Source organism: Pseudomonas paraversuta (assembly GCF_904063065.1).
GTDB lineage: Bacteria > Pseudomonadota > Gammaproteobacteria > Pseudomonadales > Pseudomonadaceae > Aquipseudomonas > Aquipseudomonas paraversuta.
In genome coordinates this window covers 547,502-562,708 of record NZ_CAJFCL010000001.1, presented here as the reverse complement: position 1 = coordinate 562,708, position 15,207 = coordinate 547,502, and the positions used below count along the sequence as shown (strand labels likewise).

The window sequence follows — 15,207 nt, the reverse complement described above, 5'->3', positions numbered from 1 at the left end:
GTAAATGAACCACTTGCCCGCCCCGGTACGCTGGCTGTATTCCCTGGAATGGCGCCGTGGCTTCTATGACTGGGTGCGCAGCGATGGCGTGACCTGGGTGCACATTTTCAAAGTATTGGTCGCGGCCTTTTTGACCCTGTGGCTGGCCATGCGCCTTGAGCTGCCACAGCCACGCACCGCGATGATCACCGTATTTATCGTGATGCAACCGCAAAGTGGCCAGGTGTTCGCCAAAAGTTTTTACCGGTTTTTGGGCACCCTGACCGGCTCGGCGGTGATGGTCGCGCTGATCGCTTTGTTTGCTCAGAACACCGTGTTGTTCCTTGGCTCGCTGGCGATCTGGGTCGGCATCTGCTCGGCCGGTGCGGCCCGTTGCCGTAACTTCCGGGCCTATGGTTTTGTCCTGGCCGGTTACACCGCAGCGATGGTCGGCCTGCCCGCACTGGCCCATCCCGATGGCGCCTTTATGGCCGCGGTCTGGCGAGTGCTGGAAATCTCCCTGGGCATCCTCTGTTCTACGGTGGTCAGTGCTGCGATCTTGCCCAAGACCGCAGGCGCGGCCATGCATGACGCGCTGTACAAACGCTTTGGGGTCTTCGCCGGTTTTGTGGCTGAAGGCCTGCGCGGGCAGTCCTCGCAAGAGGAGTATGAAGCCAGCAACGTGCGTTTTATCGCCGAGAGTGTTGGCCTGGAAGGCATGCGCAGCGTAACGGTGTTTGAAGACCCGCACATGCGTCGTCGCAGTGGCCGTTTGAGTCGTTTGAACAGTGAGTTCATGGCCATCACCACCCGCTTCAATGCTCTGCACCAATTGCTTGCGCGTCTTCGTAGCCGCGGTGTGGTGCAGGTGGTATCGGCCATCGAACCGGAACTGGAATTGCTCGCGCAGTTGCTCGAGACCTACGCCGGGCGCTCGTTGACGGACAAGGACGCGGTGCTGCTGGCCGAGCAGCTGGAGACATTCAAGGCCGGCCTGCCGGGGCATGTGCGTGCACTGCGGGTGAGCTTCCTTGAAACCGATCCGGGCCCTTCGGATTTCCTGGACTTCAACACGGCCTATGAACTGTTGTTCCGCTTTGTTGACGACCTGCACAACTACGCACAGACCCACGCCTCGCTGGTTGATCACACCCACGAGCGGGAGCGTTGGGACCAACCCTTCATCTCGCAAACCAACTGGTGGTCGGCGGCCGCCTCGGGGATTCGGGCAGCGTTCATTCTGGTGGTGCTCGGCACCTACTGGGTGATGACGGCCTGGCCCAGCGGCGCCACCATGACCCTGATTGCCGCTGCTACCGTGGGGTTGTCCGCAGCCACCCCCAACCCCAAACGCATGGCGTTCCAGATGGCCTGCGGCACCTTTATCGGTGCGTTGGTGGGCTTTGTCGAAATGTTCTTCGTGCTGCCCCGTATCGACGGTTTCCCGCTGTTGTGCCTGGTACTGGCGCCGGTGATCATATTTGGCTCGTTCCTCACCTCGAGGGCCAAATACGCCGGGGTTGGCCTAGGCTTGCTGATCTTTTTCAGTACCGGCTCGGTTCCGGACAACCTGACCATCTACAACCCGTACCAGTTCATCAATGACTACATCGCGATGGTGCTGGGCATGCTGGTCTGCGCGGCAGCGGGGGCGATCATTCTGCCGCCCAACAGCCGCTGGTTATGGAGCCGTCTGGAGCAGGACCTGCGCGAGCAGGTGGTGTACGCCATCAGCGGCAAGTTGCGCGGTCTGGGTTCCAGCCTGGAAAGCCGTACCCGCGACCTGATGCACCAGGCCTATGGTCTGGCTGCCGGTCAGCCCAAGGTGCAGCGCCAATTGTTGCGCTGGATGTTTGTGGTGCTGGAAGTCGGCCACGCGATCATCGAGTTGCGCAAGGAGCAGGCAATTCTGCCTGTGCATCCGGCCTACGCCGAGTCTCAGCCATGGCGGCAGGCCATCCGGGTGATGGGCCGGGCGCTGGTGCGTCTGTTCATCGCGCCCAGTAACAGCAACCTTGAACGTGCACTGATTGCGGTTGATCACGCCATCGGCCGGGTTCAGGCCACCGATGAACCGTTCGCCCGTAACTTTGATACCTCGGCGCTGGTCCGGGTGCAGAGCTACCTGCATTTTATCCGTACCTCTCTGCTTGATCCGCAATCGCCGCTGGCGGCCTACGCCCGGCCGCAAGGAACTGAACATGCCTCGTGAAATCGCCTTCCACGGCGTCTACATGCCCAGTATGACCCTGATGTTTTTTATCGCGGCGGGGTTGGCATGGGGCTTTGACCGACTGATTTCCGGTTACGACCTGTACCGCTTCTTCTGGCACCCGGCGCTGCTGCGCCTGAGCCTGTTTGCTTGTCTTTTTGGCGCCATGGCGCTCACTGTTTACCGTTGAGACCGATCCGATGAAAAAGTTTTTCAGCCTGCTTGCCACCTTGCTGGTTCTGGCCCTTGCCATATGGATCGGCCGCACCCTCTGGGAGCATTACATGAATACCCCCTGGACCCGTGATGGTCGGGTGCGGGCCGACATTATCAACGTTGCTGCCGACGTTAACGGCTACGTGGTCGGGGTACCGGTCAAGGACAACCAGTTGGTGAAAAAGGGCGACGTTCTGCTGGAAATCGACCCCGAGCACTACCAGATCATGGTCAAGCAGGCGCAATCGCTGGTGGCGTCCCGCAAGGCCACCTGGGAGATGCGCAAGGTCAATGCCCATCGCCGGGCAGACATGGACAGCATGGTGATCTCCCGCGAGAACCGCGACGACGCCAGCAACATCGCCGACTCGGCCCTGGCCGATTACCAGCACGCCCTGGCCCAGCTGGACGCGGCGCAACTGGACCTCAAGCGGACCAAGGTACTGGCTACGGTGGACGGTTACGTGACCAACCTCAATGTGCATCGCGGTGACTATGCGCGGGTCGGCGATCCGAAAATGGCGGTGATCGACATGGACTCGTTCTGGGTTTATGGCTTCTTCGAAGAAACCAAACTGCCGCACATTCGCGTGGGCGACAAAGCCGACCTGCAGATGATGAGCGGCGAAGTATTGAAGGGCCATGTTGAAAGCATTTCCCGGGGCATCTACGACCGCGACAACCCCGAGAGCCGGGAGCTGGTGGCCGACGTTAACCCTACATTCAACTGGGTGCGCCTGGCGCAGCGGGTACCGGTGCGGATCCACATCGACGAAATCCCCGACGGCTTCCTGCTGGCAGCGGGCACCACCTGCACGGTGATCGTGCAGCAGGATGCAGCAGCGCAATAATGTTTTTTTGTGGGAGCTGGCTTGCCAGCTCCCACAGGGCCTGCCCGGGGTATCAATCCGCGCTGAAGGTCTCATGCAAATGGCGCCACAGCACCTTGGCACTGGCGTCCTTTTCAAACACCACGGTGGCGCGTCGATCGGTACGGTTGCCGTTGTGTTCCTCTTGCAACTCGCGGTAGCTGACCACCGCGCCGTCCCTATACAGGGCGATGCCCTTGAAGTCACTCAGGGTGATCTTCAGCCCCGGACGGGCACCGCGCAGCTGTTCAAACAGCGCCTCTACAGCGTTCGCGTCCAGCTCTTTGCCGCTGGGCGTGATCATCGAAAACTGCTCTGAAAAACGCCCGAGCAAGGTGGGCAGCACCCCTGGCTCAAGTCCGGAAAACCAGCCTTCAATCTCGACGTGGGTTTCGGTTACAAGGTCGAAGTAGCGCGAATAGTCAGTCATCAATTTCTCTTCGGTCAGGGTGCCAGCAACGCCAGCACGCGTGGGGTATTGAGGCGTAACACTGCAAACAGCGGCAACAGGGTCAACGCGGCGCCGATGGCAAAGCATAGGGCAAAGGCGCGGGGCGTCGAGGTGAGCGCGGTCAAAGCCGCGAACAGGCCCATCATCAACGCCGGGCCGAGCAGAAAACTCAACTGCCGGTTGATATTCCACAGCGCGCTGGCATGGCCCATGCGCTGGGCACTGACATCAATAAACGCGGTGTTTTGCGCGGTACTGCTGCACAGGCTGCCGCCAAAGCCCATGAGTCCGTACAGCGCCATCGTCTGCCATGTGCTTGATGCATCCACCTGGATCAACAGCGCAATACCCGCTGCCTGGGCCGTCATGCCCAGCAGGAGCAGGGGTTTTGGCCCGAGGTGATTGAATTGATAGCGGCTCAGGCTAATGCCCAGGGCCGAGGCCAGTGCCCACGGCAGCATCAGGGCCCCGGTCTGCGCGGGGCTTAAACCCGATTGGTGAAAATACAAAATACTCACCAGCTGGGTGCCGATAAAAATCCCGGGGATGAACAGATAAGTGAGCATCGCCACCCGCAACAACGGGCTTTTCAGCAAGCCCCCCATGCTCCGGGCTCCGGTTACCAGGCTGTGGTAATTCAGCGTCGGGCGTGGGGTCGGGGGCGACTCTGATTTGAGCCAGCAGCCGGCCAGCAACAGCGCCAGTAACGCCAGCGGCAAGTTGGCATAAAACACCCAGCGCCATGACCATGCCTCCACGATCCGCCCACCCAGGGTCGGCGACAGCGCGGGCACCAACAACGCCACCAGCAAAATCACCGAGGTCAGGCGAGCCCGTTCGCGTACGGGGAAATGCCGATAGACCATGGCCTGGCCGACCGGAATCAATAACCCGCCGCCCAGCCCCTGCAGCAGGCGCCAACCAATCAGCGCCTCAATCGAGCCTGCCTGCGCCACGCCCCATGACGCCAGGCTGAACAGCAAGAGCGAGGCCATGATCAGGCGCTTTTCGCCAAACACTGCCGCCAGCCACACGCCGGGGATGATGACCAGGGTCAGGCCGAGCATGTAGGCATTGCCGACCCAGCCCAGCTGGCTGACCGAAGCCTGCAGTTGTTGGCTGATGTCGGGGTAGGCAATGGCGGCGGCGAACATGTTCAGCAGATCCAGTGCGTAGCCCAGTAAATACACCAGGGCGATTTTGTTGCGATAGGCCATGACCGGCTCCTTGATTGCGCCGGGCACAGTAGGCTGCTTTTGCGATTGGAGGAACGGCGTCCGGGCTGCTAGATTGTCAAAATTATTTTGACAATGGGCGGTATTCAGCATGGTCAGTCTCGATCGATTCGACACCTTCAAAGCTGTGGTCGAAGCCGGCTCCCTGACCGCCGCCGCCGATTTGCTGGGCCAGACCCGCGCGGTGGTGAGCTTTAATATCAAGCGGCTGGAGGCCGAGCTGGGGGTGACCCTGCTGACGCGCAACACCCGGCGGCTGGCGCTGACCGAGGCCGGCGAGCGTTTTTATCTGCACTGCCTGAGCATGCTGGAAGCCGCGCAACTGGCGATAGACGAAGCCCGCAGCGAACACACCGAGCTCAAGGGCACATTACGCATTACCACCACTGTGGAATATGCACTGGCCAAGGTGGTGCCGGCGCTGGAGCTGTTTCGTGACCTGCACCGCGATCTCAAGGTGCAGTTGTCCACTTCATCGACCCACGCAGACTTGATCTCCGAGCGTTTTGACGTGGCCCTGCGGCTCGGCCGGGTGGTGGACTCCAGCCATCGGGCCGTGCAATTGAGTACTTTCGCTATTCTGCCCGTGGCCTCACCGGCATTTGTCGCCAGCGTGGCGCCCATCGACTCCGTGCATGCCCTTGAGCAGACCCCGTGGCTGGAGCACGGGCGGGTCGGGGAGTTGAGTATCAGCCATGTCGGCCATGCAGCGACTCAGGCCTATCAACCCAACCCCGCCAGGGCGCGGATCAAGGCCGACAATTCCTCGGTGTTACGCGCCTTTGCCCTGACCGGGCAGGGCGTGGCGATCCTGCCCGACTGGCTGATCGAAGACGACTTGCGCACCGGCCGCCTGATTCACCTGCTGCCTGAATGGCAACTGACCCGCCAGGGGGTGTACGCCCTGTATCCCGATACCCGCCATCTGCCGCTCAAAGTGCGGGTGTTTATCGATTTCATGAAACACCAGAGCTAAAAAACGGCAGGCGCGAGCCTCTAAAGCTCGCTCCTACAGGTGACAGTTCTTCAGTTCCCGGTATTTAACCCGAACCGCTTCATGAGGATTTTTTGCAGCAGGCAGCCCGGCAGCAACGCGGCCAGCAGCGGCAGGGCACGGCTGCCATTGCCGTAACGCAATAGCGCCGGCGGCCTGGTTTTTTGCGTGGCGTTGAACACCGCTTCGGCAAGCGCTGCCACCGGCGTCGGCTTGTCTTGTGAAGCCCTGGCGCGAGCGCGGATACCTTCACGCATCGGCCACCAGGGCGAATCCTGGGCAATCAGCACTTCAGCCTCGGCGCAGGCATTGCTGGCGAACGAGGTATCGATGGCGCCGGGCTGTACTTCCAGCACGCGAATGCCAAAGGGGGCCAGTTCCATGCGCAGGGCATCGCTCAGGGCGTGCACGGCGGCTTTCGAGGCGCAGTAGGCTCCGGCAAACGGAGTGACCAGCACCCCGGAAACGCTGCCTATGTTCACCACCAGTCCGTTGTTGCGGCGCAATGCCGGAAACAGGGCACGGGTGACGCCGACCACGGAAAAAACATTGGTTTCAAACTGGCGCTGCATGCCCTCGACGCCGGCATCGAGCACCGGACCCATGGCGCCATAACCGGCGTTGTTGATCAGCATGTCCAGACCGTCATCGGCCAGACGTTCGGCCAGGAGCGCCAGCGCTGGCGGATCATTCACATCCAGTTGCACCGCGTTAAACCCGGCCGTGGCCAGTCGGGCCACATCTTGCGGTTTGCGGGCACAGGCCCAGACCTCATGGCCGGCCTTGTGGAAGACATCGGCCAGCGCGCGGCCAATGCCACTGGAACAACCGGTGATCAAGACACGGGGCATCAAAAAATCCTTAGTTGGAAAAGCTGCCTTGCAGGCGCTCTGCGCGAAATTCCAGGGTCTGCGGGCGATAGCCGGCGCGCAAGGTCGGCATGGGCAAACAGTCATGCCAGCTCGCAGCGCCTTGCAGCTCGCCGGGTCCGCGATAGCGCGGGGCAGTGTAGAGGTTGTCGGCGAGGTTGACGGTATCGCCCGGAGCATAGGCCGCGATACGCCAGCTCAGCTCGATCAGCGGTACGTCATTGCCATTGCGCAGGGTAACAGAGAGGGGGCGGTCAGCCGGGCATTCGCCGGGGGCATAAGTAATACGCAGCTCAAGCCGTGCCAGTTGCCGGGCTTCGCGGTTGTCCAGCCACGCCACTGAGGCTGCCACCAGACCCAGGCCGATCACTGCCGCCAGCGACACCGGCAAGGCCTTGGACGGATAGCGCAGCAGCAGGATGAGCCAGGTGAAGATCAGTAAAACGCCGATAAGCATGACGCTCGCCTTGACTGAAGATGAGCTGTCAGCATGAGGGGTGAAGCGCGCGGCATCAAGCACGATGCCGCTCTGCGGCACTTGTAATCGCTGCCGCAGGCTGCGAGGTTTTTTGTTCGCCGCAGAGCCGAAAGCAATGGCCTGCGGCAGCGACTACTGGGCGATGGTCTTGATCGACACGCCACGGCCCACTGGCGTCGAGCGTCCGTATACATCTTCAAAGCGCTCGATGTCGTCTTCGCCCAGATAGCTGCCGGACTGCACTTCGATAATTTCCAGGGCGATTTTCCCCGGGTTGCGCAGGCGGTGGACCGAGGCAATCGGGATATAGGTCGACTGGTTTTCGGTGAGCAGGAACACGTTCTCGTCGCAGGTCACCTCTGCCGTGCCCGAAACCACGATCCAGTGCTCGGCGCGGTGGTGGTGCATTTGCAGCGACAGGCAGGCGCCGGGCTTGACCGAAATATGTTTGACCTGGAACCGCCCGCCCATGTCCACCGAGTCATATGAGCCCCACGGACGATAGACCTCGCAATGGTTCTGGGTTTCGCTGCGGCCTTGTTTGTTCAGGGTGTTGACCATCTGTTTGACCCCCTGAACCTTGTCCTTGTGGGCGATCATCATTGCGTCCTTGGTTTCCACCACCACAATGCTGTCCAGACCGATCACCGATACCAGTTTGCCGTTGCCGTGGATCATGCAGTTGGTACTGTCCTGAATGACCACATCGCCCTTGCAGACGTTGCCGTTGACGTCTTTTTCATTGACGTCCCACAGCGATGACCAGCAGCCCACGTCACTCCAGCCTGCGGTCAGCGGGACAACACAGGCGCGCAGGGTTTTTTCCATCACGGCATAGTCGATGGAGTTGTCCGGGCAGCAGGCGAAGGTGGCGTCGTCGATGTCGATGGTGTCGACATCCTGCAGGCTGCGCTCCAGGGTCAGCACACAGGTGTCATAGATATCCGGCTCATGCTGTTTGAGCTCTTCGAGAAAGCGGCTGGCGCGGAACAGAAACATGCCGCTGTTCCAGAAATAGCCGCCGCTTTTGACAAACTCGGCAGCGCGTTTGGCATCAGGTTTTTCGACGAAGGATGCGACCCGGCTGACGCCTTCGGGCAGTAAGCCGTCGGCTGCGGACTTGATATAGCCATAGCCGGTTTCGGGCTTGAGGGCCGGCACGCCGAACAACACCATTTCGCCGCGCTCGGCGGCCACGGTGGCCAGGGCCAGCGCCCGTTGCAGGGCTTTCTGGTCTTCCAGTACGTGGTCGGCGGGCAGTACCAGCATCAACTCGTCGCGGCCTTCATTGATCAGCATCATCGCCGTCAACGCCACGGCAGGCGCGGTGTTGCGCCCGAAAGGTTCCATGAGGATGCGCTGGGTCTCGAGCCTGCGGTTGGCCAATTGCTCATTGACGATAAAACGGTGGTCTTTGTTGCACACCACGATCGGCGCCTGCATGCCTTCGAATACCAGGCGTTCGAGGGTTTGCTGGAACAGGGTCTGCTCGCCGGTCAGGGCCAGAAACTGCTTGGGAAACTGCTTGCGCGACAAAGGCCACAGACGCGAACCGCTACCACCAGAAAGAATTACCGGAATCATGTTGTCTCTCCAAATCTGAAATAGGTTTTCCCCGTAGGAGCGAGCTTGCCTCGCGATTTTTTGATTGTTGAAACAACATCAAAAGATCGCGAACAAGCTCACTCCTACAGACAAGGGCAGGCTTTTAGCGGGTCGAAACCGGGCGCTTTACCCAGGTCGGCGAGACGCTGGCGCCGCTGCCGATGACGTACAGCACGGCGGCTTCACCGCGTTCCAGGGCTACAGGCTTGAGATCGGTGATTTTTTGCTCGCCATCGAACAGCGCAAAGCTGACCTTGACCGGGTTGATCTCGCGCTCGCCCCGGCCCTTGGCGGCCACGGCCTTGACCACCTCGGTCTTGCCGTCTGCGGTTTTCAGGGTCAGGGTTTTATCGGTGAGGTTCTGCACCCGCACCAGGGACTTCTGTTTGTTCTTGAACGGTGGTTCTTCAATCAATTGCGGCTGGCCGCTGGCGCTGTTGACCAGGGTGTAATAGTGATCGGCGGCCAGTTGCACCGACAGGTTCTGACTGCCGACTTTGGCGCTGTAATCACCCTGGGGCATAAAGCTGAACTCGCTGCTGCCCTGGGCGGGCACGTCGTCGAGGGCGGTGTTGCCCACGGTGGCACTGACTTGCTGGGGGCTGGCGTTGAAAATACGCACAAAGCTCGAGCCCTTCGGCGCAACCGGGCCGTAGAGGGCGGCATCACCGCCGGCCAAGGCTTGCATTGAGAGCAGGCTCATGCCCGCAACCAGCGCGAGGGATTTGGCGAGACGACGTGGAGCAGGTGTAAACGGCATGGCTTTGAATGACATCAGTAGTACCTCTCTTTCAGTTTTGCGCCCGGTCGGGCGTCTCGGATTCAGCAGTGTTCTGTGCGACTTGCGGTTGGCGGTCGGTGGCCTGTTTCAGACTCGCGACCCACTGCGGGTCGGCGTCGCCAATCTCGTTGTCCACCGGCAGGTAACGCTCGGGGAATTCCCAGATCAGCACCTGGGGCGGGCTGTTTTTGAACCCATCGCTCTGCAGGTAAGCGAGCATCGGCAGGATCGGCCCGTGGCCGTCTGTGGAGTCATTGATCACATCACTGCGCAGCGCCTGTTTCAGGGCGCCGACAAAGTTCCAGTTGGGGTTGGCGCTGTAGCTGGTACCCACCAGCGTCACCGGCACTTCGCTGTCGGTGAACAATGAATCTTCGCTGTCAGCAGCCGATTCGGCGGGGCGGGTGCTGCGTTTTTCCAGGGGTTCGGACGGCGGCAGCAGGTTGCTGAACAACGGGTCCAGTGGCAGGAACCGCTCCAGGTCGCCGTTGTGTTGCACAACTTTTTGCGCCTGGGTCACAAACTGTTGCGGGCTGCCGCTGAGGGGGAATTGCTCGGCAATCGAAGCCCCCAGTTGTTGGGCCGCAATCAGTGCGCCGTCCGGCGTCCAGTGCGTGTCGGTACGCAAGAACACCTGGGCCCCGGCCTGTTTGGCCTGTTGCAGCGGGCCCAGCAGGTCTGGCGCCAGCACCTTGCTGGCGGCCAGGCGGGCATGGAAGTCGCGGTACAGATCGGCATAAATGGCGGCCGGGCGCTGCTCACCCATATGTTCGGGATACAGGCGCACCTTGGTCGGCACCACGGCCATTACCAGTTTGATCCCGCGTTCCTCGAGGGTCCGGCGCACGCCCTCAACCAGGGCATAGTTGTCTGCCACGTGCTGCTCGGCATCGGGCCACGGCTTGAACTCCTCGTCGCTGTACAGCCATTGATCGCGGCCCAGCACCACGCCGGGGCGACCTTCGTTGAACAGGGTGAAATCCAGTGCTGCCCAGAGGTTGGTGCCCAGACGCTTGATCGGGAATTCATCGTCGTAACGGGTTTCGACGGCTTTGCTCCAGCGACCGTTGAGTACGGTGTCTTTGTCGGTGGTGTTGAAACCGATGAAGCTGCGGGTGGCCAGCAGCCCCAGGCCCACCAGCAGGCCGCAGAAGAAGGTGACGTAGAGGATGCGTAAAGTCCGGTTCATGGTCGGCTCCCCTTAGAACTGGAAGTAGAGGAACGGCGAAAAGCTTTGCGCCGAAAGTTTGAGAATCGAGGCGATGAACAGCAGCACGATCAGGCTGCGCATGGCGTAGCGCGGCCAGTCAGCGACCCAGTACGGCGGTTGCACAGTGGCCTCGGTGCCCTGGGTGTAACCGGGCAGGTGCAGGCTGCCCGGCACATCGCCGGGGACGGCCTTGATCAGGCCCGGTTGCGCGGTGGCAGGGCCGTCGGCGTCTGTTTTACCGGCTGTTTTTGGCGTGTTGTACAGGTCGCGCAGGCCGAAAAAGGCCAGGGTCAGGTAGGCAACGATCAGGGTGGCAACCTGCAGGCCGGTGAGGTTGGCGCTGTTGAGTTCCGACAGTGACCACTGGCCGAAGCTGAACATGGCGCCATACATGCGAGCGGCGACGTGCAGGTTTTCGGAGCGGAAAATCACCCAGCCCAGCACCACGATGAAGAAGGTCAGTACCCAGCGGATCGGGTTCAGGGCCCGGGGATTGGTGTTCAGGCCCAGGGCTTTTTCCAGCGCCAGCCACAGCCCGTGCCAGGCCCCCCACAGGATGTAGGTGATGTTGGCGCCGTGCCACAAACCGCCGAGCAGCATGGTCAGGAACAGGTTGCGGTAGGTGGTCAGCGTGCCTTTGCGATTGCCGCCCAGGGTGATGTACAGGTAATCACGCAGCCAGGTGGACAGGCTGATGTGCCAGCGGCGCCAGAACTCGGTGATCGACTGGCTGATGTAGGGCTGCTTGAAGTTTTCCATAAAACGGAAACCCATCATCAAGCCCAGGCCGATCGCCATGTCGCTGTAACCGGAGAAGTCGAAGTACAGTTGCGCGGTGTACGCCAGCGCGCCGAGCCAGGCATCACCGGTGGTCGGGTCCTGCAGGGCAAAACAGTGATCGGCGACCACTGCCAGGGTGTCGGCGATGAACACCTTCTTGATAAAGCCCTGCATGAACCGCGTGGCGCCCTCGCTGAATTTATCCAGGGTGTGGGTACGGTTGTTGAACTGGTCGGCCAGGTCGCGAAAGCGCAGCACGGGACCGGCAATCAGGTGCGGGAAGATCGCCACAAAGGCGGCAAAGTCGATGAGGTTGCGGGTAGCGGGGGTGTCACCGCGGTACACGTCGATGATGTAGCTGATGGACTCGAAGATGTAGAACGAGATCCCTATGGGCAGCAGTACGTTGGTCAGGATAAACGGATCGAGGCCGACCGAACTCATCATGGCGTTGATGCTGTCGACGCCAAAGTTGGCGTACTTGAAGTAGCCCAGAATCGCCAGGTCGACCACTACCCCGAGCAACAGCCAGCGCTGGGCAGGTTTGGTGCGCACCCCGGCGGCGCCGACTTTGAGGCCGATCCAGTAGTTCCAGAGGGTGACGGCGATAAACAGTGCCAGGAAATCCACCCGCCACCAGGCGTAGAACCCATAGCTGGCGAGCAGCAGCAACAGATTGCGATAGCGTTGCCCGCTCAAGTAATACAGCGCCAGAAATACTGGCAAGAACATAAACAGGAACACATTGGATGAAAAAACCATCCTGACTTCTCCGTGTTGACCAACAGTAAAGGGCCAGGCCCCCCCAAACCCCCCATGAAAAACTCGGGGGGGTAAATCGATGCAATCCCTTCTTCGCGTTTTCCCTTTTCCCCTCTGTAGGAGCGAGCTTGCTCGCGATCTTTTGATCTCGAAGAGCTCGCGAGCAAGCTCGCTCCTACAGAAGGGTCAGGGTGGTGGGCTATTTGCCTTTTTCGTGGGCCGGGTCGTAGACCCTGGTCAAGTCACCACCCAGGCGAAAGGTCTTGAACGGTTGCATGCCGCGTTTCATTTCAATCACCTGCGGGGTGCAGGTGTAGAGGGTGCAGAACGGTTCGAGCCAGGCGAATTTGGCGTCGACTTTCAAGTCGGTCATGTCCTGCTTCTTGCCGTTCTTTTGTTCGAACTCATCCGGGTTCTTGACCCCGCTGAGCACGCGCTCGCCCAAGCGTTTCAGGGCCCCGTTGTTTTCGTTGCGCAGGTCCACGCCATTGACCAGGGCAAAGCTGGCGATCATCGACAGGGGCGGCAGGGCGTAGTTGTGATAGGCCAGGGCGCGTTGCTGGCGCTTGAGTTCGTTGGGCAAAAAGCCCTGGGCGTCGACTTGACTCGCGCCGACCCTGAACTCTTTCACCGACCAGTCGAACAGGTCGCGACGGTTGGTGGCGATGGCGGTGGCCATCACTGACCAGGCCGACCAGTACGAGTGGTTATTGGTTTTTTCCAGCGGCAGGTTGTCCCAGTCGCTGACCACCTGATCCGCCATTTTGCTGAACCAGGCCTCGATCACCTGCGCCTGCTGTGGATGCCGGGCCAGGGGCTGCGAACTGGAGAATTTCAGGCGGATATAAGACGAGGCCATGCTGCCCAGCGCCCATTTGCGCATCGACTTGCCGGTGTGATTGAAGTCTTTGCTCATCAGCGCATCGGCCTCGGCCCAGGCAGTGAGCCAGTTCAGCGTGCATTCAAGCTGTTGCGGGCGACCGTCACGCATGAACTGCATCACCTTTTTACTGGTACTGCGTTCCAGGGTGGTGATGCCGGAGGTGGCGTCGCGGAAGGCTTTTTCCGAGTCGACATTAAGTGTCGAGCGGGCCTTGTCCGAGCCTTCGTATTTGCTGCGAAATTCCAGCTTGCCGGTATACGGCTGCGGCATGGTCCCGCAGTCGTTTTTGAAATCGCCGGTTTTAAAGGCTTCCACCGGGGCGTAATAACCCTGGGGCGGGCGCAGTGCTCCGGCGGCGTTGGCGGTGCTGGCAAACATCGCCAGCCCGAGAAGGGCGGGGGTCAGTAATGAACGTAGTGTGATCGGTGCAGTTGGCATCAGATACCTCATCGTCCGGCCTGCGCGTCGGGATGCGCAGGGGAGGGGAATACGTTGCGTTTGCAGAGTCGGGCTTCGACTTTCTGCGGCTCGGCCCCGGCTTGCGGGCCCTCGATTTCAATGGCCAGCAAGTTCTGGCTGGCCCAGTCTTCGTCAGTGCGCAGCTCGAAGGCGAAACGCCCGTCGGTGTCGGAAGTGGTCGGCTTGTCGATTTTCAGATTCTCGTGGCGTCCGTTCATGTACCAGAGGGTGGCTTGCAAGGTTTTCACCGACGGATCGGCGAAGCGGATGTCGATTTGGTGATTGGCGTTGCGTAGGTCCAGGTTGCGGCTATTGACCAGCATCTGGTTCGCGCCGGGCTTGAGCGTGGTGCTGTTGCTCAGGAGCGCGGGCTTGCCTTGGCAACCGTTGTCGAGCAGGGCCAGCATTTGCCGGTAGGTGACCTCCTGATCGAGGCGATACAGCGGCGAGAACTCCCAGATCAGCACCTTGGGCGGGGTTTTCTGGAATTCTTCGCTGCCCAGGTACTGCAGCATCGAGCCTTCAAGGCCGCCACCGGGGAAGGCGACGTTGAGCACGTCGGCACCGATGTACTGCTCCAGAAAGCCCGAGAAGTTGTAGTTCTTACCGCTGTGGCTGGTACCCACCAGGGTGATCTGCGGGTTGCCCGAATCACCGAACAGGTCGCCGTCAGCGGCTTCGCCCCTGGGCTCGGTGCTGAACTGGTCCATGTACTGCACGGCATAGCTGGTGCCGCATAACTGGCCGGCCATGTTGTGCAGGGTGCCGGTCTTGCCCATGCGCCCGGAGATTCTGGTTTCGAATTCGCGCCGGGGAATATCGGCGAAAGCGGGGATTTTTTTCACCGTGTCGGCAACGATTCTGGCGGTGCGTTCGGCGCCGTAGGGTGTCCAGTGCTGGTCGCCGCGGAAGTAGAAATCGTGGGCCTGTTTTTCGTTGGTCAAAGGCGACAGGTCAGGCACGTGGTAGCCCATTTTGGCGAAGCGCCCGAGCATGGCCTGGTAGTTTTTCAGGGCCTTGTCGTAGTCGTAGCGGTCACGCTCGGCAGGCATCAGTTTGTTGCGGTTGACCAGCCCGCGGGTCGGTTGATACACCACCACCAGTTCCACACCTTTGCTTTTGAACGCATCGTGCAGTTGCTGCATGCGTCGGTAGCCGGCAGGGGTTGTATCGAATTCGGTGCGCAGGTCTTCCTGGGTGCGGAACAGCCAGTCGCCTTCAGCCTGCACCAGGGTGGTGAAGTTTTGCTGGTAGCGGGTGGTGTAGTTTTTCGCATCGTGGGCTTGGGGGCACAGGTTGCAGCAGGGTTCTGCGTTGAACGCCGGGGCTTGAATCTCATCTGCCTGCACGCCGGCACTGACAGCGAGGATGGCGGCGGTCAGGCCCGACAAGCTTAGAAATTTGATCATTTTGGGGGGCATAAC

The 15,207-nt window shown here is 60.7% G+C and carries 14 protein-coding genes; 4 read left to right on the top strand and 10 right to left on the bottom strand.

The window, feature by feature from the left end:
- The first annotated feature begins 4 nt into the window (after positions 1–4).
- From JQ845_RS02570 to JQ845_RS02560, 3 genes are read left to right on the top strand one after another with little or no spacing between them, the layout of a single operon-like run.
- Positions 5–2,191, top strand: coding sequence for an FUSC family protein (locus JQ845_RS02570; RefSeq protein WP_202210999.1), 2,187 nt, complete (start codon positions 5–7; stop codon positions 2,189–2,191).
- Positions 2,181–2,381: a DUF1656 domain-containing protein gene (locus JQ845_RS02565; protein ID WP_003440024.1), complete on the top strand. Its 201-nt coding sequence runs from the start codon at positions 2,181–2,183 to the stop codon at positions 2,379–2,381. The genes JQ845_RS02570 and JQ845_RS02565 overlap by 11 nt, the downstream gene beginning before the upstream one ends.
- A 10-nt stretch (positions 2,382–2,391) precedes the next feature.
- Positions 2,392–3,258 (top strand): efflux RND transporter periplasmic adaptor subunit, encoded by an 867-nt coding sequence (locus JQ845_RS02560; protein WP_003440026.1) that lies wholly within the window; start codon positions 2,392–2,394, stop codon positions 3,256–3,258.
- A gap of 52 nt (positions 3,259–3,310) precedes the next feature.
- On the opposite strand, the gene JQ845_RS02555 is transcribed toward JQ845_RS02560, so the two are convergent.
- Positions 3,311–3,706 (bottom strand): DUF4440 domain-containing protein, encoded by a 396-nt coding sequence (locus JQ845_RS02555; protein ID WP_160628376.1) that lies wholly within the window; start codon positions 3,704–3,706, stop codon positions 3,311–3,313.
- 14 nt (positions 3,707–3,720) lie between these two features.
- The gene (locus JQ845_RS02550) at positions 3,721–4,944 is read right to left on the bottom strand and encodes an MFS transporter (RefSeq protein ID WP_203008109.1); all 1,224 of its coding nucleotides are present in this window, start codon (positions 4,942–4,944) and stop codon (positions 3,721–3,723) included.
- A gap of 109 nt (positions 4,945–5,053) precedes the next feature.
- Between JQ845_RS02550 and JQ845_RS02545 the strand changes: the two genes are divergently transcribed.
- Entirely contained in the window at positions 5,054–5,938 is an 885-nt protein-coding gene (locus JQ845_RS02545; protein ID WP_003440032.1) for a LysR family transcriptional regulator, read from the top strand.
- 50 nt (positions 5,939–5,988) lie between these two features.
- Here JQ845_RS02545 and JQ845_RS02540 read toward each other — a convergent pair whose 3' ends face one another.
- From JQ845_RS02540 to JQ845_RS02505, 8 genes are all read right to left on the bottom strand, one after another.
- Positions 5,989–6,807, bottom strand: coding sequence for an SDR family oxidoreductase (locus tag JQ845_RS02540; RefSeq protein ID WP_003440057.1), 819 nt, complete (start codon positions 6,805–6,807; stop codon positions 5,989–5,991).
- 10 nt (positions 6,808–6,817) lie between these two features.
- A complete protein-coding gene (locus tag JQ845_RS02535) occupies positions 6,818–7,282 on the bottom strand; it encodes a hypothetical protein (RefSeq protein WP_003440059.1) in 465 nt (154 codons plus the stop codon).
- Positions 7,283–7,435: 153 nt separating this feature from the next.
- Complete coding sequence (locus JQ845_RS02530) at positions 7,436–8,887, bottom strand: mannose-1-phosphate guanylyltransferase/mannose-6-phosphate isomerase (protein ID WP_203008106.1); 1,452 nt, start codon at positions 8,885–8,887, stop codon at positions 7,436–7,438.
- A 124-nt stretch (positions 8,888–9,011) separates the two neighbouring features.
- Complete coding sequence (locus JQ845_RS02525; RefSeq protein ID WP_037001371.1) at positions 9,012–9,668, bottom strand: alginate O-acetyltransferase AlgF; 657 nt, start codon at positions 9,666–9,668, stop codon at positions 9,012–9,014.
- Between the two features lie 31 nt (positions 9,669–9,699).
- Positions 9,700–10,878, bottom strand: a complete 1,179-nt coding sequence (locus tag JQ845_RS02520) for an alginate O-acetyltransferase (protein ID WP_203008103.1) — start codon at positions 10,876–10,878, stop codon at positions 9,700–9,702.
- A gap of 12 nt (positions 10,879–10,890) precedes the next feature.
- Positions 10,891–12,441 carry an MBOAT family O-acyltransferase gene (locus tag JQ845_RS02515; RefSeq protein WP_003440066.1) on the bottom strand — a complete coding sequence of 517 codons (1,551 nt, stop codon included), beginning with the start codon at positions 12,439–12,441 and terminating at the stop codon, positions 10,891–10,893.
- A gap of 199 nt (positions 12,442–12,640) precedes the next feature.
- A complete protein-coding gene (locus JQ845_RS02510) occupies positions 12,641–13,762 on the bottom strand; it encodes a mannuronate-specific alginate lyase (RefSeq protein ID WP_202210995.1) in 1,122 nt (373 codons plus the stop codon).
- An 8-nt stretch (positions 13,763–13,770) separates the two neighbouring features.
- Entirely contained in the window at positions 13,771–15,204 is a 1,434-nt protein-coding gene (locus JQ845_RS02505) for an alginate O-acetyltransferase (RefSeq protein ID WP_160628366.1), read from the bottom strand.
- Positions 15,205–15,207: the final 3 nt, after the last annotated feature.